We start from the raw sequence: 24,515 nt of genomic DNA on the forward strand, positions 1-24,515 counted from the left end.
TTGCTCCGCCTCGTAAATTGATTTATGGAAATCTATAAGAATTAATAAGGTTAAGCTATGCTTTCGCTGCTAGCACATTACTCATTGCCAGCTCAATATCGGAGTTACCGGTTAAAGATTCTTCGATTAGGTTATTTAACACCGGATCGTTAAATTGCAGCAACCACTTGGAGGATGCATTATTATTTTGTTCTAGAGAATAATTATTCCAAGTAGTAGGTAATGAGAGTTTAGGGGGAATATTATCGTGTTTTGTATTACAACCACATAGAAGAAATGATAAAATCGATAAAACTAGAATATATTTTAAGTAAATGAAAAATCGGCATACGAAGTTCATCGAGTAGGTTCATTAAAATAAATTCATATTACTTAATATTAATTATGAATCTTTAAACTATGAATCTTTAAACCGCTATGTCATATAGACTATTATTTTTTCAACTAACTATTTTTATAATTACGTAATAATGTTGCTACAGCATATTTTAGAAAGCTTGATATAAGTGAATTTTGCAGGATTCGCTTGTGTTCACTCACGTATTTTTATACGCTGTGTAGGATCACCCTTAAATTCATCTTATCTGAAGCTTTCTAAAATATGCTGTAACTTTTCAGAAACAACTTTAATGTCATAATTTTGTTTGAGAGTAAGGTAGGCGTTTTTAGAAAATTCTTTTACTTTTATAGGGCTCTCTATTAGATAGACAATTTTTTCTGCTAAATCTTCAGCAGAGCCGGCTTTACAAATAAGCCCGTCTTGCATGTCGCTTAAGATTGCTGCAGGCCCTTCAGTATCTGTACTAACGATAGGCACGCTTGCCTCCATTGCTTCAAGCACTATAATTCCAAACGGTTCATGAAGAGACGGTAAGCAGAAAATATCTATTTGTTTAAAGAATTTATCTCTATTGTTAACCCATCCCGTAAATGATATTTGATCTTGTAAATTAAGTTTATGTGCTAAAGCAATTAAATTATCTTTTTCCTCGCCGCTTCCACCTATAACTGCATGAAGATCATATTTTTTTTCTTTTAAAATTTTGATAGCTTTAATAAAAACATCAACACCTTTCTTAGCTACAAATCTTGCTAGTACACCAATTACGACAGGTTTTCTATATGTTTTATTTGGAATAAAGTCTTTAGCAATATTTATCATATTCGGTAGGATGCATATCCTAGATTCGGCAAAGTTATTTTTTAGTAAAAATTCTTTCATATGATGAGTCAAGGCAATAACAAAATCACATTTACGTAGTCCTTTTAAACTATAATTATGAGCGATACCGATTAATTTTATATTTTGTGATTTAGCAAATTTACTAAAATTTATTGCTCTATTACCGTGTGCTATAATTATATCGGGCTTAGTCTTATGAATTATATACTTAAGAATAAGTACCGAGAGTAAATCAAACGGTACTATATTAGGTAGTTTTAAGCTTTGTTTGTGTAGAAAGGAATTTATTTTTGCCTTGTAAGAAGTGATATTTATAACCTCAATTTTTTGCATCTCTAAAGCAGTGCTATAATCTAAAAATGCTTGTTGAATGCCGCCAAGGTCACGACTTAGCATAATATTAAGGATTTTCATTACTTTAATTGCTCGATTTCTTTTGCTGTTAAACCGGTAAAAGCTATAATTTTATCTAAAGGTTTATTTTTTGCTAACATTTTTTTAGCTATAGAAATTTTTTGTCTTGCTTTCCCTCTGGTTTCCCCTTTAGTTTCAGCATCCATAATTTTCTGCTCTTCTACGGCTAGATTATCCATTTCGGTTTTTATCATTTTTTCATAAGTATTTAACTCTTTTTCAGACCAACTAGCTTGATCCAAAGCATAAAAAGCTTTTTTAATAATAAAATCATGACTATCAAATTCTCCATTTCTTCTAGAGTGCTTTCATGTGCATGTTTAAAGAAATATGCCCATTTTTCTTGAAGGTTCTCTAATTGATCTAATTCTTTATTAAATTTCTCAAGCTCTAAAAAGATAAAATAAAAATCTTGTAGGTCGTTCTCATAAGTTTTAGTATCAAGTAATCTATGATCTGATCTCCAATCTTTTTTATCGGGCAATAAAATAAAATCGGCAATAGCTAAGAATATTACTCCTCGAAGTTTTGCATATACTGCCATTTTTTATGATCTTCATCTTCTTTTGTTATTTGTCTTGAATAGGCCTTTGTTGCATAAAGCTGAGCTCGTTTTCCAAAACCTGAATGTTTGCTGACCTGCATCTCTACAATAAATTGAGTACCGTATTTATCTCTACATAATATATTAACTATAGATTGTCTATAAGCAGCGATATTGTGATCTTAGATTTTTTTTAAAAAAGTAACCTCGGTAATTACTTCTTTTCCCGTATAACCTAAAATGTCATTTAGAAAATGAGTAAGTATATCCTTATTTTTTTCTGTACCGAAAATTTTAAAAAATGCATAGTGATTTTTAGGGTCTAAGAAACGTGAAATTAGCATAATAGTCTATATTTTTATATATCATCACTTCATTATAGCAAATTCCAAGAAATTTGCTATAATACAATTTCCTAATATGTAAAACATTATGATTAGTAAAATTAATTTTGTAAAAATGCATGGTCTCGGTAATGATTTTGTTATTGTTAACAAAAGAGATTTATCAAGTTCATATGATTTATCGCAGTTAGCAAAAAATATGGCTGAGCGTCATACAGGTATCGGTTGCGATCAGTTTATTATTTATGAAGAGCATAATGATTTTTATGAAATGATTATATATAACATAGACGGCTCTAGTGCTAAATTATGTGGTAATGCTACAAGATGTTTAGCCAAGTTAATTTATCTTGATACGGGAAAGAAAGATATTACTGTAATGGTAGGCAATAAAAAATTGCTATGTAATGTCAATGATGAAAATAATATTAGCGTTAATGTAGGAAGCGTTAGTTTTAATGAAGCTTGGATGCCAAGTCGTGATAAAGTTTGGGCATTTGCAGAGCGTTATATGATTGATTTAAAGGAAACTATTTGCGTTGATATAGGTAATCCGCATTTGATTATTTTTAGTAAGTTAGAACCTCAAGATCAAAAAATTGTCGGTGAAAAATTGCAGGCTAAGGAATTATTTGCAGATGGAGTAAACGTTAATTTTGCTGAAGTAAAAGATAATAAAATCTATTTATCCGTTTGGGAGCGGAGGGCAGGGTTAACGCTTGCTTGCGGAAGCGGAGCTTGCGGTAGTTTTGCTGCCGGTTTAAAGCTCGGTTTTATCCATTCACCAAGTACTATAGTCTTTAAGCACGGTAACCTTACTATGAAAGAAGAAAACGGTAATATAATAATGCAAGGGGCAGCTATGCTTGTAGCACGTGGGGAATATTATTGTGAGCAATAATTTAAGACAAGACGTAGTAACATTTGGCTGTAGACTTAATATTTACGAAAGTGAGATAATACGAAAAAACTTGGAATTGTCGGGTATCGATAATGTGGCAATATTCAATACTTGTGCGGTAACTAAAGCAGCTGAGAAACAAGCAAGACAAGCTATACGCAAGGCTAAAAAAAATAATCCTGATTTAAAAATTATTGTTACCGGCTGTAGTGCTCAAACAAGTCCGCAAATGTACGGTAATATGCCGGAAGTTGACAAAGTTATAGGTAATGAAGAGAAGTTATTACCTAATTACTACCAAATTACCGATGCAAAAATAACAGTTAACGATATAATGTCGGTGAAAGAGACGGCAAGTCATTTAGTAAGTAGCTTTGACGGTAAGTCTCGTGCTTTTATTCAGGTACAAAACGGTTGTGATCATTTTTGTACTTTCTGTATTATCCCTTATGGTAGAGGAAAAAGTAGATCAGTAGCAATAGGAGCTATAGCAGCGCAGGTAAAGCATTTGGTATTAAACGGCTTTAAAGAAGTAGTTTTTACCGGTGTCGATGTCACGGCTTACGGTAGTGATTTGCCGGGAAATCCAACATTCGCACAAATGATTAAACGAGTGTTGAATTTAGTCCCTGAATTAAAGAGGCTTAGATTATCTTCAATAGATGTTGCAGAAATAGATGATGAACTTTTTGAGCTTATAGCTTATAGTGAAAGGATAATGCCGCATTTTCATATTAGCTTGCAAGCAGGCGACGATATGATATTAAAACGTATGAAAAGACGTCATAATAGAGCAAACGTAATAGAGTTTTGTCGGAAGCTGCGGGCAATAAGACCGGAAGTATCTTTTGGTGCGGATATTATAGCTGGTTTCCCGACTGAAACCCATGAAATGTTTGAAAATACAAGAAAATTAATTTCAGAAGCGGAATTACAATATTTACATGTTTTTCCTTATTCGGAAAGAGAAGGAACGCCTGCAGCACGTATGCCACAAGTACCTAAAAATATAAGAAAAGAAAGGGCAGAAATTTTAAGGCAAGAAGGGCAAAACCAGTTGACCGAATTCTTTAAAAAATATATAGGACAGAGAGTGGAGTTATTAGTAGAGAATAGTAATATTGCCCATACCGAAAATTTTATTCCGGTAAAGCTAGATAAACCTTTAGAAATAGGGCAGATATTTAAAGCGAAGTTGGTGGGGATAGAAGAGAATTATATGAAGTGTATGTTGATTTAACGTCATTATGAGGAGCCGTAGGCGACGCGGCAATCCAGAAAATAATTAAAAAAATTCTGTAAATCAGAATTTTTAACTGGATTGCTTCGTCAATTGCTATGCAATTTCCTCGCAATGACACGGATAAACAGGTCCACGCAACAATGCCTCCTCGCAATGATGTTCTACCGTACAATAAAAAATCAAAAACAAAAAACAATCATGGAAAATATAGAAACAATATTAAGGCTTGCTGAGGACAAAATCTTATTAGTACAAAACTTAAAAGCTCTGCAAGAATATAAAGTAGAATTTTTAGGCAAGAACGGTATAGTGACCGGTGAGCTTAAAAAATTAGGTAGTTTAAATGAACAGGAACGTAAAGAATTTGGCTTAAAAATCAATAAATTAAAAGATAAAATACAGAATATAATAAAAGCAAAAGAAGAAATTTTAGAGGAGCAGGAACTAAATTTTAAACTTGCTGCCGATAAAATTGATTTAACAATCCCTGCACGGAGATATAAACAAGGTTCTATTCATCCAATAACACAATGTAGTGAGGAGTTAATACAAGTATTTTCGCAGTTTGGTTTTACTATAGAAAACGGACCGAATATTGAGAATGATTTTCATAATTTTACCGCTCTCAATTTTGAAGATGATCATCCCGCAAGGCAAATGCATGATACTTTTTATTTGAAAGGTCAGGAAAATAATAAGCCGCTGTTATTACGTACTCATACCTCAACAGTGCAGATTAGAGCTATGAAAAACGGCAAACCGCCTTTTAGGTTTATAGCACCGGGTAGGACTTATAGATCGGATTCGGATATGACGCATACGCCAATGTTCCACCAAATAGAAGGGCTTGTTATTGATAAAAATATCAATATGGGACATTTAAAATATGTTATCACGGCATTTATAAAAAGCTTTTTTGAAAATTCTAATATTGAATTACGTTTTAGACCCAGCTTTTTCCCATTTACCGAACCTTCTGCCGAAGTTGATATTCGGATGAATAAAAACGATAAATGGCTTGAGGTCCTCGGTTGCGGGATGGTTCATCCAAACGTGCTTAAAAATGTTGGTATCGATAGCAGCGAGTATCAAGGTTTTGCTTTTGGGCTTGGAGTAGAGCGTTTTGCAATGTTAAAATATAATATCAAAGATTTAAGACAATTTTTTGAAGGAGATATGCGTTGGCTTAAACATTATAATTTTGGGAGCTTTGATATACCGAATTTAGCAGGAGGGCTTACGAAATGAAATTTACGTTATCATGGTTAAAACAATTTTTAGAGACATCGGCTTCAGTTACTGAAATTGCCGAAGCCCTAACAGCTATTGGCCTTGAAGTGGAAGAGGTGATAGATAAAGCGGCGGAGTTACAAAAGTTTGAAGTAGCGTATATTACAAATATTAAACCTCACCCGTCAGCTGATAAATTAAAGCTTTGTAATGTTGAGACTAAAAGTGGTATGCTGCAAATAGTTTGTGGTGCGCGTAATGCAAGAGCAGGTATAAAAGTAGTACTTGCAAATATCGGAATAGAAATACCAAACGGTAAATTTAAGATTAAGGAATCTGTTATTAGAGGCGAAAAAAGCTGTGGTATGCTTTGCTCTGAAGAGGAATTACTGCTAGCTTCAGAGTCTGAAGGGATTATAGAGCTATCTGAAGATGCCGTAGTTGGAGAGAAGTTTACTAAATATTACGGTTTAGATGATCCTATATTTGTTATTAACGTTACTCCTAATCGTGGTGATGCACTTGGAGTGTACGGCATCGCAAGAGATTTAGCAGCTAAAGGAATAGGAATACTTAAAGAGCTAGAAATTTCGGAAATAAAGAGTACATTTTTTTCTAAAATGAAGCTTAACGTGCAAGATAAAGAAGCCTGTCCGTTATTTACTTTTAGAGAGATAAGAAATTTAAAAAATAAACCAAGCCCTGATTGGTTACGGAAATTATTAAAAAATGTTGGGGTAAAAACTATTTCAAGCTTAGTGGATGTAACAAATTATATTTCCTATAGCTTTGGGCAGCCGATGCATGCTTACGATGCAGATAGGATAAAAGGGGGAATTACTGTAGCACGTCATTGCGAGAAGCGTAGCGACGAAGCAATCTCAGGACAACAAAATGAGATTGCCACGGCTGCTTTGCAGCCTCGCAATGACATAGCTAAATGCCACGCCCTAAACGGCAAAGAATATTTACTTACCGAAAATGATTTAGTTATAAAAGATGAAAACGGTATTCAAGGTCTGGCCGGTGTCATTAGCGAGGCTGATAGTAGTTGTACTGATAGTACGACTAATATAATACTTGAGGCTGCTTGTTTTAATGCTAAAATGGTTGCAGCTAGCGGGCGAAGATTCCAAATTGATACGGATGCTAGATATCGTAATGAGCGTAATATCGATAGAAATTTTACGGAAAAGGCTTTGGACATAGCAACTAATCTTATTTTGTCAATATGCGGAAGCGGTGAAGTATCGGAAGTAGTGAAAGTCGGTGAAAAAGAGTCACAAAAAAAAACTTTAGATTTTTCAGCATGTTATTTAGAAAAAATTACAGGAATTAAACTAAATATCAAAGCGATAGAAGCCATATTAAATAAACTAGGATTTATTACGGATGTTAAAGGTGAGATTATAAAGGTAATAGCTCCTTCTTGGCGTCACGATATAACTATTTTAGAAGATATAGCTGAAGAAATCGCTCGTATTTACGGTTATGATAAAATAGAGAGTATAAAATTACCCGAACTAGACCAAGATAATAATAAGCTAAGAGAGCATAAAAGAATATCTAGTTTTAAAAGGATATTAGCAAGCAAAGGCTATGATGAGGTAGTAACTAACTCTTTTATGAGTAGTGAAGATGCAAAGTTGTTTGCTGAATTAAAAGAAGAATTATTTTTGCTTAATCCTATTAGCATAGGAGACAATTATATGCGTCCTACTATACTGCCGAATTTGTTAAGTATAGTAAGTAAAAATCTAGCACGCTCTATAAAAGATATGGCTTTTTTTGAAGTTGGACCAAGTTTTATAGATTTAAATACGGAAGCAACTTATTTGACGGCAATTATAAGCGGTTCATATAATAATAAAAATCCTCATTCGCTTGGACGAAGCTATGATGTTTTTGATCTTAAAGGCGATTTAGAGTTGGTAGCTGATTATGCAGGACTATCTATAGATAAATGTATAGCAACAAATGGGATAGCATTGCCACAATATTATCATCCAACTAGAGCAGTAAATATAGGGCTTGGTAAAAATTTATTAGGTCATTTTGGGCAGATACACCCTAAAATCTTGAAATATTACGATATTAATCAGGAAATATTTGCATTCGAGCTAAATATTACGAATTTACCGTTGATAAAAGCTAAATTCGGTAAAAGAGACGAATTTGCAGTATCGGATTTCCAAGCTAATTTTAGAGATTACGCATTTATTGTTGATCAAGATCATAGAGTCGGTGAAATAATATCATATATAAATAATTTTAATAAAAAGCTTGTCAAATCAGTTATATTATTTGATATTTATAGCGGTGATAAATTACCTGAAGGTAAAAAATCTATAGCGGTTAAAATAGAGCTACAAGCAGATGATCGGACGTTATCTGATACTGATTTAAATTCGTTCAGTAAAGATTTAGTTGCTACCATCTCACAAAAATTTCAAGGAACATTAAGAGAATAACGATATGTTAAAATTAATAGTTGAAACAAAAACGTTAGTTCAGTCCCTAGGGTTTGCAAGTTCCGTTGTTGAAAAACGTAATGTAATACCTGAATATGCAAATATTAAATTATCGGCAAAAGACGGCAATCTAGAGCTTAGTTCTACTAATATGGATTTGTACTTAAGTCAAAAAATAGCAGTACAGGTAGTAAGTGAAGGTGAATTTACCGTTTCTACGAAAACTCTAAATGATATAGTCCGAAAACTTCCGGATTCCGAGCTTACATTAACAGATCGTGGTACAACGGGACTTGAGATCAAAGGAAAAAATTGTAAATTTAATTTATTTACTTTGCCGGTTAGTTCTTTTCCTGCAATGGATAGTATTAATCCTGAAGCAAGTTTTAAAATTTCCTGCACGGATTTTGCTAAAATAATCGAATCGACAAAATTTTCGATTTCTTTAGATGAAACTCGTTATAATTTAAACGGTGTTTATTTACATATAAAAGACAAAGAGTTTTGTTCGGCAAGTACCGATGGGCATAGACTTTCGATTTCATGGGTAACATTAGAAACACAAATAAAGAATTTTGGAGTTATATTACCGCAAAAAAGTGCAGAGGAAATTTTAAAAATCGTTAAAGATCCTAAAAATATAAATGAAGATATAGAAATTTTATTAAGTAGCAATAAGATTAAATTTATATGTAACGAAAATACTATTATGCTATCAAAGCTTATAGACGGTACTTTCCCTGATTATAGTGCTTTTATTCCGGAAAGCAGCAGCTCAAAATTAGTAATTAATCGAAAAATATTTGCAGATAGTATAGAAAGGATAGCGATAATAACCGTTGAAAAATTTAGAGCAGTAAAATTATCGTTATCTCGTGAAGCCTTAGAGATTAGTGCCGTTGGTGAAGCAAGAGGTAACGCAAAAGAGGTTATTAATTCTTCACAAGATAAGGAAAGTTTTTATGAATATAATAGTGATGAGTCTTTAGCTATAGGCTTTAACCCGCAATATTTGGAAGATGTCTTAAAAGCAGTGAAATCGGATTTAGTAGAACTATATTTTTCAGATGTTTCAGCACCGGTACTTATTAAATTTCCTGAGAATCCTAAAGATATTTTTGTCGTCATGCCTGTTAAGGTGTAAGTTTTATGAGAACCGGAATATATAAGCATTACAAAGAAAAATTATATCAAGTTATAGATACTACAAAATATACTGAAACTTTGCAAGAGTGAGTAGTTTATAAAGTATTATATGATAATTTCCAGCTTTGGGTAAGGCCGCTTGAAATGTTTAATGAAAAGGTTTTATTACACGGCAAAAATATTCCGCGTTTTGAATTTATTTCTGAGAAATAATTGAATCTGCCCTATGTCATTCCCGCGTAGGCGGGCATGACATCGAGTGGGTTTTTTGAGCCATATAACAATGCCAAAGAACGGTGGGAAGAAATAATTTTTGACTAATAGCTAAAGCTTCTCTATTATTTCCCTCAAGCACACTAATTAAATATTGGTTATGAAGAAAATTATCGGATTATTTTTTGTAATTATACTTAGTGCAATAAGTACTAGTATCTTAGCGGGTGATTATCCAAAAACAGAACGAGAGCAGAAATGGGACGAAGTAGGTTCTATAGCAGGTGAAGAAGGATTAGTTTTTAGACCGGGTAGGGTTAAGAATGAATCTACTAAAGCTGTAGGAGGTTCAGTTAATAAATATCTCTGGCAAGCAGCATTAGAGACTATAAGTGTTGCTCCTCTTGCATCAGCCGACTCAAACGGCGGCGTGATTATTACGGAATGGTATAGCCCACGTTCTAATTCTAATTTTCGATTTAAAATAAATATATTTATTAAAGACGATGTAATAAGCCCTGATTCAATCGAAGTGACAGTATTTGAAGAAATGCTTAAAAATAAACAATGGGTACTTAATGAAAACACCTCAAATCTTGCTATCACGCTTGAAGATAAAATTTTAAGAAAAGCTAGAGATATATATATTAATAGTGTGAGGTAATAACAGTATTTCCGTCATTGCAAGGAAATTACGGAGTAATTGACGAAGCAATCTCAGGATATTTGATGAGATTGCCGTGCAGTCTACGACTGCTCGCAATGACGATACAGTATATAAATTAAAAAAATATGAACCAAATAGAACAAAAATGGCAGCACATTTGGCAAGAAGAAAAAGCTTTTGAGGTATCAAACGCGAGTAGCAAGCCAAAATATTACGTACTTGAAATGCTGCCTTATCCTTCCGGTAAAATCCATGTAGGTCACGTACGCAACTATTCTATAGGTGATGTTATTGCAAGGTTTATGACTATGCAAGGTTTTAATGTGCTTCATCCGATGGGCTGGGATGCTTTCGGGCTACCTGCCGAAAATGCCGCAATAAAAAATAATTCTCACCCAAAAAAATGGACATATTCTAATATCGAGAATATGAAAAAGCAGCTAAAATCTATGGGCTTTTCTTATGATTGGTCTAGAGAGATAAATAGTTGTGATCCTGAGTATTATAAACATGAGCAGAAATTCTTTTTAGAGCTTTATGAACGAAATCTTGCTTATCAAAAAGAATCGCTTGTTAATTGGGATCCGGTTGATAATACCGTACTTGCGAATGAACAAGTTGTAGACGGGCGTGGTTGGCGTTCAGGTGCAATAGTTGCAAAACGTTATTTAAAGCAATGGTTCTTAAAAATCACCGATTATGCTGAAGAATTATTAAACGAAATTCAGAATTTAAAAGAGTGGCCTGAAGCTGTTCGGTCTATGCAAGAGAAATGGATAGGTAAATCGATAGGTGCTAATTTTCATTTCAAAATTAAGGATAATGAAGAGACTACTATAGAAGTATTCTCAACTAAACCTGAAACCATTTTTGGTGCTAGCTTTATAGGAATTGCCTTTAATCATCCGATAATAGAGCGGTTAGTTTCTAAAACACCTGAAATACTTGCTTTTATAACTAAATGCTCGCATATTACAGGAAGTAGCGAACTAGAAAAGGCTGAAAAGGAAGGTGTATTTACCGGTCTTTTTGTTATTCATCCTTTCGATTCAAATATAGTTTTACCGGTTATTATTACTAATTTTGTGCTAATGGATTATGGCACTGGTGCAATATTTGGTTGCCCTGCTAATGACGAACGTGACCATGAATTAGCTGTTAAAATGAATTTATCTATTAAACAAGTAATTAAAGCAGATATGGATGTACAAAAGACCGCTTATACGGAAGATGGAATTTTAATTAATTCGGATTTTCTAAACGGCTTAACTAGTAACGAAGCAAAACAAGAAGTCATCGGAAAATTTGAGAAACTAGGCATAGGTAAACGCAGCGTAAATTATCGTCTAAAAGATTGGGGGATTTCAAGGCAGCGCTTTTGGGGATGTCCTATTCCTATGATTCACTGTGAAACTTGTGGCATAGTTCCTGTACCTTACAAAGACTTACCCGTTACTTTACCTGATGATGTAAATTTTGACGGTCACGGTAATCCGCTTGATCATCATCCTAGTTGGAAACATGTTAATTGTCCGAAATGCGATAAGCCGGCTGTGCGTGAAACCGATACTTTTGATACATTTTTTGAATCATCTTGGTATTTTACGAGATATTGCAATAGCAATGCTATAGAGATGACTGATAAAAAAGCTTGTGATTACTGGCTACCGGTCGATAAATATATAGGCGGCATTGAACATGCGGTAATGCATTTATTATATGCAAGGTTTTTCACAAAAGTAATGAACGAACAGAAGTACGTAAGCGTTCGAGAGCCTTTTAAAGGGCTATTTACTCAAGGTATGGTGCTGCATGCCACTTACAAAGATGAACATAATAATTGGTTATATCCTGAAGAAGTAGTTAAAAAGGGTAATGAATTTTTTCATAAAGAAAGCAATAATAGAGTAGTGCAGGGACGCATTGAAAAGATGAGTAAGTCTAAAAAGAATCTCATTGATCTTGAAACAATGCAAGAGCAATATGGGGCAGATGCTATTAGGCTTTTTGTACTGTCCGATAGTCCGCCTGAGAAAGATCTAGAATGGTCGGCAAGCGGTATTGAAGGCTGCTCACGTTTTATTAATAAGCTTGAGTATATGTTTAAGGCGATAGATTCTTTAAAAGATGATGTGAATAGCGAGATTAATAAAGAGCTTAATAGGTTAGTACATTTTACAATAAAGCTCGTCGCCGAAGATATAAAGCATTTTGCCCTAAACAGAGCAATAGCACGTATGCGCGAGCTTTCTAATGCTATATCTGCTGAAATATCCAAAGATAAAATTGATGTTAAAACCGTAAGGCATGGCTTTAATGTTTTAGTACAGCTACTAAATCCTTTTATCCCGCATATTACGGAAGAAATTTGGCAGAAGCTTGGCAATAAAGAGCGATTATATAATTCGTCTTTTCCTGCATTTGATGAATCAATGCTAGAGTTAGATACATATATTATGGCAGTGCAGGTTAACGGCAAACTCCGTGATACCTATGAGTTTAAAACTTCCGTGAGTGAAGATGAAATAAAGCAAGTTACCGTCAGTCTGCCAAAGGTACAAAAGTTCTTAGAAGGGAAAGAGCCGAAGAAGATTATCCTCGTTCCTCGTAAAATTGTGAATATACTCGTTTAATTTGGCAAATTGGCTACGTTGTTTTGGTAAGTCCTCGGATGCTCACGTATTAATATACGCTCCGCTCCTCGGCTTACAGACTCCTTGCTCTTTTCCAAATTAAACTGTGTCTATCTACTTTTCATTTATCAGAAGTATATTATTTTTTGAATCTGTCATCCCGCGACTTGATCACGGGATCTAGTTAAAATACTAAAATTATTAGTACTTTAAGTTGTTTTTAAATACCGTGGTCAAGCCGCAGTATGACACCTAGCATACTTTTATTGTATTACCACCATACTAACCCAAAAAAAGTAGTAGTATTACCTAAAACTACTTCCTTATGTTTATCTAATGAAGAGTCATAATGCTGCTTCGTCTCATTTATAAAATTACTGCAATTATTATGGTAAGTACCTTTTGAAGCACCCTTATAACTCTGATAAGATGAAGTTTCATAATGCCTCTTCTCTAAGGTAATAGTAAATATTGTATGTTATTAGCATTAATACTTTATCTATTATATAATTAGTTGCCCACCAAAATGCGGCAAAAACACCGCCATCAATACTTAAAGTGTCTTCTTCTGTTTCACAAGTTATAACTAACAGAGGTTTGCTATACTATCTAGACTTAGATTTAAATCTGACTCTAAATCTAGCACTTCTATTTTTTTCTATTAGTCATAAAGATCCCCTTTTTAGTTACTAATTAATTAGACTTATTGTATAACTTGTGTCTAAGGGTAAATTTGTATGTCAATCCGGTACTCACATCCTCACGTATTTTATGTACGCTGCGGTGGCAAGTGCTTCTGTGTTTCCTTCAAATTCTGCCTGATTTTATACCTGAAGTCAATAAATGGTATTAATAAATTAATACATGAAAATATCGATTTCATTCCAACCGATAAGGTCTAAATTAGCTCTTGTCGGTAAAAAACGGAAAATATCTTGGGCAAGTTCATACCTATTTTCTTTAAGTAGCATTTTTTGTAAAATATCTTTTAACTGATGCAAATAAAGCACATCTTTTGCTGCATATTCTTTTTGTTCTGAAGATAAATTATCAGCACCCCAATAGGAAGATTGTTGTTGTTTTGAAATATTTATATTAAGCAATTCTCGGCACAAATCCTTAAGCCCATGACTATCGGTATAAGTTCTAACTAGTTTTGAAGATATTTTAGTACAAAAGATATTTTCTAAATCTATACTTAAATATTTTTTTATGGATGCTAGATCAAATCTAGCAAAATGAAATATCTTGCATCTAGTTTTATCTAGTAATAATGCTTTTAAATTAGGAGCTGTATAATCTTGATTTGTAAAATGAACAAGATGAGCTTCACCATTGCCGTTACTAAATTGTAGCAAACATAGTTTATCTCTATGTAGATTTAGCCCCATTGTCTCGGTATCTATAGCTAGATCTCCTTCAAGTTCAAAATTATTAGGTAGGTCGTTTTGATAAATTTTTATAGTCATAAATGATTTTTAATTCCTTTTAATCAATAATGTTGTTGTGCGGATCGAAAAACGCGTTCTGTGTCATACCGTGGCTTGACCACGGTATCCAAAAAAAATTAAAAAAGACTGGATCCCGCGATCAAGTCGCGGGATGACAACAAAGTTTTGTTATTGGTGATTAAACACCTGCTCATTTGGAGCAGCTAATCCTAAAACTTTCTTTGCTTGTTCTTCTAACATATCTTTATTTAGAGATTCCGTTCGAAGTAATTTGACGTTATGCTCAAGTTCTACTCTTGCGGCTCGTAAGCCTTTTAGTTCATCATAAGCTTTTTCAAGCTGCCTATTTACTTTTAAATATGCAATAATCCCTTTGTTACCATATATGCAATGAAAAACAAAATATCCAAGCAGTAAAGCTAAAAAGATATTTAAAATTATTTTTTTAGAATGATTATTTAAATGTATTATCATAAATATATATTCATAAGAAATAATATCGGAGCGGTTAAAATAATACTATCAAATCTGTCTAGCACTCCTCCATGACCGGGTATTATATGACTGCTATCTTTAATATTAAATTTTCGCTTAAAATATGAAATAACTAAATCACTTAATTGAGCTATTAATGCTAATATACAACTAATTATAAACAAATAAATTTTATTTGAAAAATAGTAATTTGCAATATGAAAGTTTGGTATAAAACTAACTAATACCGCAACTAAACCTGCTGATAATACTCCCGTCACTAAACCGCTCCAGGTTTTTTTAGGACTAAGTTTCGGAGCAAGTGTTGCTCCTTTAAAAGTTTTGCCGCCAATCATAGCGAAAGTATCTACTGACCACATTATGCAAAAATAAAGCATAATAAGCCATTTATTGGTATCTTCTATACTTAAAAATATTAATAGGCTTATAGGAATCGGAATAATAATTAGCCCGCTTAATAGATAAGGAATAGAAGAGTAGGTCATATTATACCATTCACTTAACATTCCTGTACCTACTAATATCATTAGAATATAGAATAAAGGCTTACACCATAATATAGCTACGACAAATAACGGAACTAAAACTATACCGGACAGGATTCTTAAATATATGTTTGATTTTTGTTTATCTTTTGCCAAATGTTCTTTTCCTTTTTGAGTAATCATTTATAGCTTCTTGTATATCATCTTTATTAAAATCAGGCCAATATTTGGGTGAGAAATATAATTCAGCATAAGCTGCTTGCCAAAGCAAGAAATTACTGATGCGATAAACCCCGCCCGGTCTTATTAATAAATCTACATCCGGCATTTCAGGATCATATAAAGCGTGTTGTATATCGCTGTCACTGACTGCTTTTTTACCGCTTGTAATAATTGTTGTGCAGGCATCAACTATTTCTTGACGACTTCCATAACTAAAAGCTATACAAAGTGTTATTTTATTATTATTTTTTGTTAATTCTATAGCATTATTTATTTGTTTTTGCAATGAGATACTTAATAAATTAAGCCTACCTATTACTTTTAGTTTAACGCCGTTTTTATGTAAAGTATTTAATTCGGTTTTTAAATAAATACTTAATAGTTTTATTAAGAAATCTACTTCCGTGCTTGAGCGTTGCCAATTTTCGGAAGAGAAAGTATATAAAGTTATATAAGGTATGTTAAGGTTAATAAACTCAGGCAGTAATTCACGAATTTTATCGGCTCCTGCTTTATGCCCTTCAGATTTTGTTACGTTATGCCGATCTGCCCAACGAGCATTACCGTCCATTATTATTGCTAAATGTTTTATGTTAGTCATTATTTTATATTTTAGATGTTGCTGCATGGGTCGATTTTTCCATCATTGTGAGCGACTGCAAGGAGCGTGGCAATCTCATGAAACAATATAAAATTTCTGAGATTGTCACGCTCTCGGCCTTGCCTCTCTCCTCGCAATGACGATTTGGTATCTACACGGGAATGACATCAGTAGTCATATTTTAGGTATTTCGATTCTTACCGATAGCCCGCCTAAATCCTTGCTATCTTCTAAATAAATAGAGCCTTTATGATCGTTTATTATTTCTTTAGTAATAGCAAGCCCAAGTCCTACGTTACTTGCATTATCAAGCTGTCTTGCTTTATCCGATCTATAAAACGGTTTAAATACAAGGTGTGTTTCCGTATCATCTATACCGGGACCGTTATCCTCAATAATTATAGCTACGGTAGATGAATTATCTTTTGAGGATATCTTAATTTTAGTTCCATATTTTATAGCGTTACCGATTAAATTAGACAAGGCTCTTTCAAAAGAATTCGGCTTAATGCGTACTGCTAGTTTATCTAAATTAGTAGATTTTATAAATTCAATATTTACATGTGACCATTTGTTAAAAAAACGTTCCATCCAAGGTAATAATAAAATGTCTTCAAATTCTTCTGTACTTTCACCTTTAGCAAAATCTAAATAAGAATTTATCATTTGCTGCATAGTTAATATATCTTGTTTTAACCCTTTGCTTTCTTCGCTTTCTTCCATCAATTCAAGTTGTAGCTTCATTCTTGTTAAAGGAGTTCTAAGGTCATGAGAAATCATAGCAAGCATAGTGGTTTTTTTAGTAATTTGTTTTTCAATACGAGCTTTCATTTTTAAAAAAGCAAGCCCTGCTTTTCTTATTTCTAAGGCTCCTGAAGGTTTGAAATTTTTGCCTTTTAAAACACCTCGACCAAATTTATCCATGCTATCCGCAAGAGTGAGTATTGATTTAATTTGATTTTTGGAGAAAATAATAGAAACAGAAAGTAATATAACAGTTAAAGATATAATCCATAAAACAAATATATATACTGTAGGATTAAGTAGTAACTTTGCAGGAAAAGTAATATATAATACTCCATCTTTTAATTCTAAAAATACTTCAATTTTATTTTCCTTATTTAGTTTAACTATATTTTTTTCATGGATTTTTGTAGCTAAAATATTTTTAAATATAGTTAAAGGTTCACCTAATTTAGGCTGTTTTATAGATAACTTTTTATTAAGCTGAAACTGATAAGATAAATTAAGATAATTTTCCGATAAATGGGTTATCTCTCTTGAATTATTTCTATGTTCTTTAATCAATGATTCTATTTCATTGATAATAATAGTACTAGTATAATATGAAACATTATACCAATGACGATCGTAAAACAAAAATATAGCAACGATTTGTCCTATTAAAATCGGAATGATTATAATAAACATAAACCGTACAAATAATGTTCTCGGTAAAGCATATTTCAAAGAGCTTGATACAAGCGAATTTTTCAAGACTCGTCTGTGCTCACGTATTTTTATACGCTGTGCAGGCTCGCTTTTAAATTCATCTTGTCTGAAGCTCTTTGAAATATGCTGTAATAATTTAGATATAAAGTGCATAGCCTTCATTACGCACGGTTTTTAAATATTTCGGCTCTTTTGGGTTGTCTTCTATTTTGTTTCTTATTCTTGTAATTTGTACATCGATAGAACGCATACTAAGCCCTCCCATTATTTTTGACAGTTCAAAACGACTAGTAGATTTACCGGAATTTTTTATTAATATCTCAAGTAATTTTTGTTCAGTAGAGCTAAGAGATACAATTTGATTATTCTTGGTAAATTCTTTTGTATCGGAATTATAAAAATTATTGCCGAATTTAATTATATTCGTTTCTTTTTTAAAGTTATTATAATTATTGATTAAGTTATTTATCCGAAGTAATAATTCTCTCGGTTCAAAAGGTTTAGTTATATAATCAGAGGCACCGGCTTCAAGTCCTTTAACACGGTCATCGGCTTCCGATAAAGCAGTAAGCATAACTATAGGAATATTATTACCGGCATCCCTTATAGTAGTAGCAAAATCAAGTCCTGTTATTTCAGGTAACATAACATCTAAAATAATTAAATCATAATTAGAAGTTTTTAATAGATTTTTAGCTTCTATGACTGAGCTTGCCGTTGATACTAAAAACGCGTTTTTATTTAAAAATTGCTTTAAAAGTGCTAATATTCTGCTATCATCATCAACGATTAAAAGATGTGCTTTGTATGTATGCATGTATACTCGTTTAATTTAAAAAAATTGTATTTCACTATTGTCATCCCGTGGCTTGACCACGGGATCTTATGTCGCAGGCTGTGTTCTGAGATCCTGCGATCAAGTCGCGGGATGACGTTAAATGCTACTGGATTCCTGCTTTCGCGGGCATGATATAAGAGCTACGGCCGTATAGCTCATGACGATTGACAATACTTTAATATAAATATAGGTTAATGACAATGATAAAACTAGAGCAAATTTTTTGGCATGTTTGGATTAACGGTGATTTAGTTCCTTATCAATTTGCAAGGATTCATGTTTTGACTCATAGCCTGCATTATTCAGGATCGGTATTTGAGGGTGAGAGAGCTTATAACGGCAAAGTTTTTAAACTAAAAGAACATACGGCAAGATTAATAAAATCAGCAGAAGCATTAGGTTTGAAAGTACCTTATAATATAGACGAGATAATAAAAGCTCATGAACTTGTAATAAAACAAAATAATATTAAGGATGCATATATAAGACCGCTTATTTGGTGCGGAGACGAGTCGCTAAATATCACTAATCAGTATTTATCTACTAATCTTTTGATTGCCGGTATTCCATCTATGCCGAGGTCTTTTGAGAAAGGTATAAATTTGCATGTAAGCCGCTGGCGTAAAGCAATGCCTGATAGCACCCCGGTACAATCTAAATCCGCCGCTCAATATAATATGGCAATAACGAGTAAAAAAGAAGCTAAGGCTCTTGGCTATGATGATGCATTATTACTTGATTATGAAGGGTATATTGCTGAATGCACTACAACAAATATTTTCTTTGTTAAAGATAAAATATTATATACTCCAATTGCCGATAGGTTTTTAAACGGTATAACAAGACAGACTATTATTGAAATTGCAAAAGATTTAGGTCTAGAAGTAAAAGAAGAGCGTTTAAAATTAGAGCAAATAGAGGATTTTACCGGATGTTTTGTTACAGGCACGGTAATTGAGGTACAAAATATTGATTCTATAGATCTTGGCAATAAAAAGATTATTTTTGATGATCATAAAATTGCAGATCGTTTGAAAGAAGAGTATGGGCGTGTTGTTAGGGAGTAGAAGAAACGTCATTGCGAGGAGGTATTGCCTGTGTATGGATACCGAGTCGTCATTGCGAGCAGTAGTAGACTGCGTGACAATCTCATCACATAATAACAAACTCCTGAGATTGCTGCGTCGAATTACTACGTAATGCTGCTCGCAATGACGATGTAATAAGCTAAACAATTAAAATCAAAAAAATCATGCATAACATATTTAAAGGTTTAATTACCGCACTTATAACACCTTTTAAAGATAATAAGTTAGACTTATATGCTTTAGAGAGAATTGTAAAACATCAAATAAAGTATGAAGTCGATGCATTATTAATTGCAGGCTCAACGGGAGAAAGTAGTAGTTTAAGCTTTGAAGAATATAAATTATTACTGCAAACTAGCGTAGAAATCGTTAATAAATGTATTCCTATAATAAGCGGGTGTTCATCAAATAATACTACTTATGCAAGAGCACTTGCAGCGGAATCTACAAAAATCGGCGTAGATGGTTTTATGGCTAGTCCACCATCTTATGTCAAACCTACCCAACACGGGATTTATAAGCATTTTGAAGCATTGCATGAAGCGTGTAATCTACCTATTATGTTATATTCAGCTCCAACTAGAAGCGGAGTAGATTTTTCTGATGAGACAATATTGAGACTTAGCAAGCTACCGCGTATTTTAGCATTAAAAGATTGTGGTGTAGATTTAGAACGTCCATTGCGGATCAGATCAACAGTTAAAAAGGATTTCAATATTTTAACCGGTAATGATGAAGTAGTCTTAGCTTTTAACGCTCAAGGTGGGGTAGGGTGGACTTCTGTAGCCTCTAATATTGTTCCTAATATATGTAAAGAGCTATTAGAAAAATGGAATAAGAACGATACTAAAGGAGCATTAGAAATCCATCAGAAATTACTACCTTTATATACAGCATTATTTGTAGAATCTAATCCGATTCCGATAAAATATGCTGCACATTATTTAGGTTTATGTGAAAATGAAATTAGACCCCCATTAACTGAAGCAAGCGATAGTGCCAAAAAACAAATTGAAAACATCATAACATCACTATCTATAAAAATATGACCGAATATAAGAAAGTTATTGCACAAAATAAGAAAGCCCTTTTTAATTATTTTATTGAAGAAAGATTAGAAGCGGGTATTGTATTAAAGGGTAGTGAAGTACAGTCTCTGCGTCAAGGCAAAGCTTCTATAGAAGAAAGTCATGCGACAGATACCGGACATGAGGTATTTTTGTATAACTGCCATATTGCAGAATATGAAAAAGCGAATAGATTTAATCATGCTACTCGTAGACCGCGTAAATTATTGTTGCATACTAAAGAGATAAAGAAAATTATCGGTAGAATTAGAATAAAAGGCTATACGCTAGTAGCTCTTTCTATGTATTTTAATAAAAAAAATAAAGTGAAAGTTGAACTTGGTATTGCTAAAGGTAAGAAATTACATGATAAAAGAGAGTCAATTCAAGAAAAAGACTGGAAAAGAGATCAGAGCAGATTAATAAGACAGAAGTAATGGACTTTGCTACACCGGATGACAAGCCGGCTTTGTTACAATAGCTCGTTATATGTCATTCCCGCGAAAGCGGGAATGACATATAGAATTACTTAGACTTTAGGAAGATATTAAATTTTAAAAAAAGGTATTTATGCAGCATATTATAGGTAAAATATTGGTTATATTTGTAGTTGTGATAGGAGTTTTATTTGTTTTCAAAACAATGCAAACTTATTCTACAAATCCGGTTTCCGTTGAGGTTAAACAAAGCGAAGATGCAAGAAAATGTGAAGAGGAAAGAGTACAAGAAATAATCAAAGATTATTTGCTTAAAACTCCGGAAATAATAATAGAATCAATAGAAGGGTTGCAAAAACGGAAAGTACAGGAAAATGAGACTAAAGTTAATAACTATCTAAAAGATAATAAGTTAGGTATTGAAGATAGCACAAGCTTTCCTGTTATAGGAAATAAAGACGGTGATGTAACAATAATTGTTTTTTTTGATTACAATTGTTCTTATTGTAAAAAAGGCGATGTTTCTATAAATGAATTATTGCAAAACGATCCAAAAGTTAAAGTTGTATTACGACCGCTTCCTATCCTTGGAGATGCTTCCGAATATCTTGCAAGAATAGTTTTAGCCGTTTATAAGGTTAATCCAAGTAAATTCAAAGCTGTTCATGATGAATTAATAAAAATAAGAGATGTGTCTAAGGAATCTATAAAAGAATTATTAACTGAGAATGGCTTAAATGCTACGGAAATTGAAGAAATTGCCGATAGCAATGAGATTAAAGATTTAATTACTCAAAATATGAAAATAGCTAGAAGTCTTAGAATTCAAGGAGTACCTGCGTATATAATTGATTCAAAATTAATACCTGGGTTAATAGATTTCCCACAATTACTAAATATAGTTAAAGAAATTAGGGATAATAAGAGTTCTTAAGAATTGTTGCGTAGACCAGAAGTGCATGTTATTCCCGCGAAAGCATTGTTGCATGGATACCAAATCATCATTGCGAGGAGCGAAGCGACGTGGCAATCTTGTCAAGCATCCTGAAATTGCTTCGTCAATTACTTACGTAATTTCCTCGCAATGACGACTTTCAGTCTCCACGCAACAAGGTCTGGTAGGAATGACAGCAATTGCTCTTGAATCACTTTAGCCTTTATTTAGTAAATCTAACATAGTTTTACCGATATCTGCAGGGGATCTAGTGATAGTTACGCCGGCACTTTGTAGAGCTTCAAGCTTATCTTTGGCACTTCCTGTTCCTCCGGCAATAATAGCTCCGGCATGTCCCATTCTTTTACCTGGAGGTGCTGTAATACCTGCAATAAAGCTTACTATAGGTTTCTTGATTTTTGACTGCTTGATAAACTCAGCTGCATCTTCTTCTGCATTACCGCCAATTTCACCGATCATAATAATTGCTTTTGTTTCATCATCTTTCAAAAACATCTCAATACAATCAACAAAATTAGTGCCGTTAACAGGATCGCCGCCTATACCGACACACGTAGATTGTCCAAGTCCTACTGCTGTTGTTTGCGCTACTGCTTCATAAGTTAGAGTACCTGATCTTGAAACAATACCTATCGTTCCTCTTTTATGAATATGCCCAGGCATAATACCGATTTTACATTCACCCGGTGTGATAACTCCAGGGCAGTTAGGACCGATTAATCTAGTTTTAGAACCGACTAAAGCACGTTTTACTTTCACCATATCAAGCACCGGAATTCCTTCCGTTATACATACTACTACTTCAATTTTGGCATCGATTGCTTCTAATATCGAATCAGCGGCAAAGCCGGGCGGAACATATATAACGCTTGCATTTGCACCGGTTTTTGCTTTTGCTTCATGTACGGTATTATATACAGGTAAATCAAGGTGAGTATGACCGCCTTTGCCGGGTGTAACACCGCCAACCATGTTAGTGCCGTACGCTATCGCTTGTTCAGAGTGAAAAGTTCCTTGTGAACCAGTAAAACCCTGACAGATAACTTGTGTTTTTTTATTTATTAATATTGCCATGTTAAATAATTTTTATTGTTTTTATTTTACTTTGATGTCATCCCGCAACTTGATCGCGTGATCCAGTCCTTTTTTAATTTTTTTATGGATACTGTGGTCAAGCCACGGTATGACACTGAACTGGTTTTTCGAGCCATACAACAAGGTCAATGCCTGCATAGCTCATGACGGTTATCGTATCGCTTCAACTATTTTATTTGCCGCATCTGCTAAATCATGTGCCGGTATTATTTCTAAACCGGAATTTGATAAAATTTCTTTGCCTTTTTCAACGTTTGTACCGGCTAAACGAACTACTAACGGTACTTTTATACCTATGTCTTTTGCAGCTGCAATAATCCCTTCTGCTATAATATCACAACGCATGATACCGCCAAAAATATTAACCAGAATCCCTTGTACTTCTTGATCAGATAAAATTATTTTTAAAGCTTCTTTTATACGCTCACGATCAGCTCCACCACCGACATCCAAGAAATTAGCAGGTGAAGCACCGTAAAGTTTAATAATATCCATAGTGGCCATGGCAAGACCGGCACCGTTAACCATGCAACCGATATTACCGTCCATTTTTACATAGCTAAGTCCTGCATTTGCTGCTCTAGTTTCTAGAGGATCTTCTTCATCATGATCACGCATTGCCGTAATATTCGGATGCTGAAATAAGCCGTTATCGTCAAAAGTAATTTTTGCATCTAAAGCTAATAAGTTCCCGTCGCTATTTACAATTAATGGGTTGATTTCAATTTGTGTTGCATCGGTTTCAATAAAAGCATTATAGACTGATTTTACTATTTCTTTCATCTGTTTGGCTTGGTTATCCTTAAAGCCTAACTCATAAGCTATGCCTCGCATATGAAAATCTTGTAAACCGGTTGCAGGATCAACGGAAAATTTAATAATTTTTTCCGGAGTTTTTTCTGCTACTTCTTCAATATCAACTCCTCCTTCTGTAGAAGCTATGAAAGTAATACAGCTAGCCGATCTATCAAATACTGTACTAAAATAATATTCTTTTAAAATATCACAACCTGATTCGATATAAAGACAGTTTACTTTTTGTCCTTGAGGTCCTGTTTGATGCGTTACTAAATTAATACCAAACATGTCATGAGCAACTTTTTTGGCTTCTTCCTTACTCTTAACAACCTTAACACCGCCTGCTTTACCTCTACCGCCGGCATGTATTTGTGCTTTAACCACATATACTTCCGTATTTAATTTATCTATGGTGTCATTAATCTTTTCGGTTTTCGTAACAACTAGCCCGGTGGAAGTAGGTACGCCGTATTTTCTTAAAATCTCTTTTGCTTGATATTCATGAATATTCATTTTAAATAATTTATTAAATTGCTATTAAT

The 24,515-nt window shown here is 33.5% G+C and carries 22 protein-coding genes and 2 pseudogenes; 12 read left to right on the forward strand and 12 right to left on the reverse strand.

Annotated elements, in window-relative coordinates:
- Positions 1–55 precede the first annotated feature (55 nt).
- The 3 genes and pseudogenes from MCC_RS09490 to MCC_RS11660 form a co-directional block, all read right to left on the reverse strand.
- Positions 56–340: a hypothetical protein gene (locus MCC_RS09490; protein WP_196793008.1), complete on the reverse strand. Its 285-nt coding sequence runs from the start codon at positions 338–340 to the stop codon at positions 56–58.
- Positions 341–580: 240 nt separating this feature from the next.
- Positions 581–1,597, reverse strand: a complete 1,017-nt coding sequence (locus MCC_RS03545) for a glycosyltransferase family 4 protein (protein ID WP_014408567.1) — start codon at positions 1,595–1,597, stop codon at positions 581–583.
- A pseudogene (locus MCC_RS11660) lies at positions 1,597–2,485 on the reverse strand (Rpn family recombination-promoting nuclease/putative transposase). Before MCC_RS11660 ends, MCC_RS03545 begins: the two are co-directional and overlap by 1 nt.
- 88 nt (positions 2,486–2,573) lie before the next feature.
- Between MCC_RS11660 and dapF the strand changes: the two are divergent.
- The 8 genes and pseudogenes from dapF (at position 2,574) to leuS (ending at position 12,989) form a co-directional block, all read left to right on the forward strand.
- Complete coding sequence (dapF, locus tag MCC_RS03560; protein WP_014408570.1) at positions 2,574–3,386, forward strand: diaminopimelate epimerase; 813 nt, start codon at positions 2,574–2,576, stop codon at positions 3,384–3,386.
- Positions 3,361–4,626, forward strand: coding sequence for a tRNA (N(6)-L-threonylcarbamoyladenosine(37)-C(2))-methylthiotransferase MtaB (gene mtaB, locus MCC_RS03565; protein WP_014408571.1), 1,266 nt, complete (start codon positions 3,361–3,363; stop codon positions 4,624–4,626). Before dapF ends, mtaB begins: the two co-directional genes overlap by 26 nt.
- A gap of 201 nt (positions 4,627–4,827) precedes the next feature.
- Positions 4,828–5,877, forward strand: coding sequence for a phenylalanine--tRNA ligase subunit alpha (pheS, locus tag MCC_RS03570; protein ID WP_014408572.1), 1,050 nt, complete (start codon positions 4,828–4,830; stop codon positions 5,875–5,877).
- Positions 5,874–8,330, forward strand: a complete 2,457-nt coding sequence (gene pheT / locus MCC_RS03575; protein ID WP_014408573.1) for a phenylalanine--tRNA ligase subunit beta — start codon at positions 5,874–5,876, stop codon at positions 8,328–8,330. The genes pheS and pheT overlap by 4 nt, the downstream gene beginning before the upstream one ends.
- Positions 8,331–8,334: 4 nt before the next feature.
- On the forward strand, positions 8,335–9,474 hold the full coding sequence (gene dnaN / locus MCC_RS03580; protein WP_014408574.1) for a DNA polymerase III subunit beta: 1,140 nt from the start codon (positions 8,335–8,337) through the stop codon (positions 9,472–9,474).
- Positions 9,475–9,479: 5 nt separating this feature from the next.
- Positions 9,480–9,689 (forward strand): annotated as a pseudogene (locus tag MCC_RS07925) (DUF1653 domain-containing protein).
- 160 nt (positions 9,690–9,849) lie between these two features.
- The gene (locus tag MCC_RS03590) at positions 9,850–10,353 is read left to right on the forward strand and encodes a DUF3576 domain-containing protein (protein WP_014408576.1); all 504 of its coding nucleotides are present in this window, start codon (positions 9,850–9,852) and stop codon (positions 10,351–10,353) included.
- Between the two features lie 128 nt (positions 10,354–10,481).
- On the forward strand, positions 10,482–12,989 hold the full coding sequence (gene leuS, locus MCC_RS03595; protein WP_014408577.1) for a leucine--tRNA ligase: 2,508 nt from the start codon (positions 10,482–10,484) through the stop codon (positions 12,987–12,989).
- Here leuS and MCC_RS07930 read toward each other — a convergent pair.
- From MCC_RS07930 to MCC_RS03625, 7 genes are all read right to left on the reverse strand, one after another.
- The gene (locus MCC_RS07930; protein WP_014408578.1) at positions 12,986–13,087 is read right to left on the reverse strand and encodes a palindromic element RPE5 domain-containing protein; all 102 of its coding nucleotides are present in this window, start codon (positions 13,085–13,087) and stop codon (positions 12,986–12,988) included. The two genes, leuS and MCC_RS07930, sit on opposite strands and share 4 nt — an antisense overlap.
- Before the next feature lie 759 nt (positions 13,088–13,846).
- Positions 13,847–14,458 carry a ribonuclease D gene (locus tag MCC_RS03600; protein ID WP_014408579.1) on the reverse strand — a complete coding sequence of 204 codons (612 nt, stop codon included), beginning with the start codon at positions 14,456–14,458 and terminating at the stop codon, positions 13,847–13,849.
- 150 nt (positions 14,459–14,608) lie between these two features.
- On the reverse strand, positions 14,609–14,914 hold the full coding sequence (locus MCC_RS03605) for an FtsB family cell division protein (protein ID WP_014408580.1): 306 nt from the start codon (positions 14,912–14,914) through the stop codon (positions 14,609–14,611).
- A complete protein-coding gene (locus MCC_RS03610) occupies positions 14,911–15,603 on the reverse strand; it encodes a phosphatidate cytidylyltransferase (protein ID WP_014408581.1) in 693 nt (230 codons plus the stop codon). Before MCC_RS03610 ends, MCC_RS03605 begins: the two co-directional genes overlap by 4 nt.
- Positions 15,563–16,270, reverse strand: coding sequence for a polyprenyl diphosphate synthase (gene uppS, locus MCC_RS03615; protein WP_196792939.1), 708 nt, complete (start codon positions 16,268–16,270; stop codon positions 15,563–15,565). The genes MCC_RS03610 and uppS overlap by 41 nt, the downstream gene beginning before the upstream one ends.
- Positions 16,271–16,417: 147 nt before the next feature.
- Positions 16,418–17,848, reverse strand: coding sequence for a palindromic element RPE3 domain-containing protein (locus MCC_RS03620; protein ID WP_196792941.1), 1,431 nt, complete (start codon positions 17,846–17,848; stop codon positions 16,418–16,420).
- Positions 17,832–18,512, reverse strand: coding sequence for a response regulator transcription factor (locus MCC_RS03625; RefSeq protein WP_014408584.1), 681 nt, complete (start codon positions 18,510–18,512; stop codon positions 17,832–17,834). Before MCC_RS03625 ends, MCC_RS03620 begins: the two co-directional genes overlap by 17 nt.
- A gap of 215 nt (positions 18,513–18,727) precedes the next feature.
- Between MCC_RS03625 and MCC_RS03630 the strand changes: the two genes are divergently transcribed.
- The 4 genes from MCC_RS03630 (at position 18,728) to MCC_RS03645 (ending at position 22,059) form a co-directional block, all read left to right on the forward strand.
- Positions 18,728–19,600, forward strand: a complete 873-nt coding sequence (locus MCC_RS03630; protein ID WP_014408585.1) for a branched-chain amino acid transaminase — start codon at positions 18,728–18,730, stop codon at positions 19,598–19,600.
- Between the two features lie 185 nt (positions 19,601–19,785).
- Complete coding sequence (dapA, locus tag MCC_RS03635; RefSeq protein WP_014408586.1) at positions 19,786–20,670, forward strand: 4-hydroxy-tetrahydrodipicolinate synthase; 885 nt, start codon at positions 19,786–19,788, stop codon at positions 20,668–20,670.
- Positions 20,667–21,125: an SsrA-binding protein SmpB gene (gene smpB / locus MCC_RS03640; protein ID WP_014365853.1), complete on the forward strand. Its 459-nt coding sequence runs from the start codon at positions 20,667–20,669 to the stop codon at positions 21,123–21,125. Before dapA ends, smpB begins: the two co-directional genes overlap by 4 nt.
- Before the next feature lie 133 nt (positions 21,126–21,258).
- Entirely contained in the window at positions 21,259–22,059 is an 801-nt protein-coding gene (locus tag MCC_RS03645; RefSeq protein ID WP_014408587.1) for a DsbA family protein, read from the forward strand.
- Between the two features lie 216 nt (positions 22,060–22,275).
- Here MCC_RS03645 and sucD read toward each other — a convergent pair whose 3' ends face one another.
- Both sucD and sucC read right to left on the reverse strand, forming a co-directional pair.
- Positions 22,276–23,154, reverse strand: coding sequence for a succinate--CoA ligase subunit alpha (gene sucD, locus MCC_RS03650; protein ID WP_012152767.1), 879 nt, complete (start codon positions 23,152–23,154; stop codon positions 22,276–22,278).
- 171 nt (positions 23,155–23,325) lie between these two features.
- Entirely contained in the window at positions 23,326–24,486 is a 1,161-nt protein-coding gene (sucC, locus tag MCC_RS03655) for an ADP-forming succinate--CoA ligase subunit beta (protein ID WP_014408588.1), read from the reverse strand.
- Positions 24,487–24,515 lie beyond the last annotated feature (29 nt).

The organism is Rickettsia rhipicephali str. 3-7-female6-CWPP (assembly GCF_000284075.1).
GTDB classification, from domain to species: domain Bacteria; phylum Pseudomonadota; class Alphaproteobacteria; order Rickettsiales; family Rickettsiaceae; genus Rickettsia; species Rickettsia rickettsii.

Bases quoted from the DNA above. Each gene is read 5' to 3' on its own strand.
- MCC_RS09490 (WP_196793008.1), bottom strand. From the start codon at position 340: ATGAACTTCGTATGCCGATTTTTCATTTACTTAAAATATATTCTAGTT.
- MCC_RS03545 (WP_014408567.1), bottom strand. From the start codon at position 1,597: ATGAAAATCCTTAATATTATGCTAAGTCGTGACCTTGGCGGCATTCAA.
- dapF (WP_014408570.1), top strand. From the start codon at position 2,574: ATGATTAGTAAAATTAATTTTGTAAAAATGCATGGTCTCGGTAATGAT.
- pheS (WP_014408572.1), top strand. From the start codon at position 4,828: ATGGAAAATATAGAAACAATATTAAGGCTTGCTGAGGACAAAATCTTA.
- pheT (WP_014408573.1), top strand. From the start codon at position 5,874: ATGAAATTTACGTTATCATGGTTAAAACAATTTTTAGAGACATCGGCT.
- dnaN (WP_014408574.1), top strand. From the start codon at position 8,335: ATGTTAAAATTAATAGTTGAAACAAAAACGTTAGTTCAGTCCCTAGGG.
- MCC_RS03590 (WP_014408576.1), top strand. From the start codon at position 9,850: ATGAAGAAAATTATCGGATTATTTTTTGTAATTATACTTAGTGCAATA.
- leuS (WP_014408577.1), top strand. From the start codon at position 10,482: ATGAACCAAATAGAACAAAAATGGCAGCACATTTGGCAAGAAGAAAAA.
- MCC_RS03600 (WP_014408579.1), bottom strand. From the start codon at position 14,458: ATGACTATAAAAATTTATCAAAACGACCTACCTAATAATTTTGAACTT.
- MCC_RS03605 (WP_014408580.1), bottom strand. From the start codon at position 14,914: ATGATAATACATTTAAATAATCATTCTAAAAAAATAATTTTAAATATC.
- MCC_RS03610 (WP_014408581.1), bottom strand. From the start codon at position 15,603: ATGATTACTCAAAAAGGAAAAGAACATTTGGCAAAAGATAAACAAAAA.
- uppS (WP_196792939.1), bottom strand. From the start codon at position 16,270: ATGCAGCAACATCTAAAATATAAAATAATGACTAACATAAAACATTTA.
- MCC_RS03620 (WP_196792941.1), bottom strand. From the start codon at position 17,848: ATGCACTTTATATCTAAATTATTACAGCATATTTCAAAGAGCTTCAGA.
- MCC_RS03625 (WP_014408584.1), bottom strand. From the start codon at position 18,512: ATGCATACATACAAAGCACATCTTTTAATCGTTGATGATGATAGCAGA.
- MCC_RS03630 (WP_014408585.1), top strand. From the start codon at position 18,728: ATGACAATGATAAAACTAGAGCAAATTTTTTGGCATGTTTGGATTAAC.
- dapA (WP_014408586.1), top strand. From the start codon at position 19,786: ATGCATAACATATTTAAAGGTTTAATTACCGCACTTATAACACCTTTT.
- smpB (WP_014365853.1), top strand. From the start codon at position 20,667: ATGACCGAATATAAGAAAGTTATTGCACAAAATAAGAAAGCCCTTTTT.
- MCC_RS03645 (WP_014408587.1), top strand. From the start codon at position 21,259: ATGCAGCATATTATAGGTAAAATATTGGTTATATTTGTAGTTGTGATA.
- sucD (WP_012152767.1), bottom strand. From the start codon at position 23,154: ATGGCAATATTAATAAATAAAAAAACACAAGTTATCTGTCAGGGTTTT.
- sucC (WP_014408588.1), bottom strand. From the start codon at position 24,486: ATGAATATTCATGAATATCAAGCAAAAGAGATTTTAAGAAAATACGGC.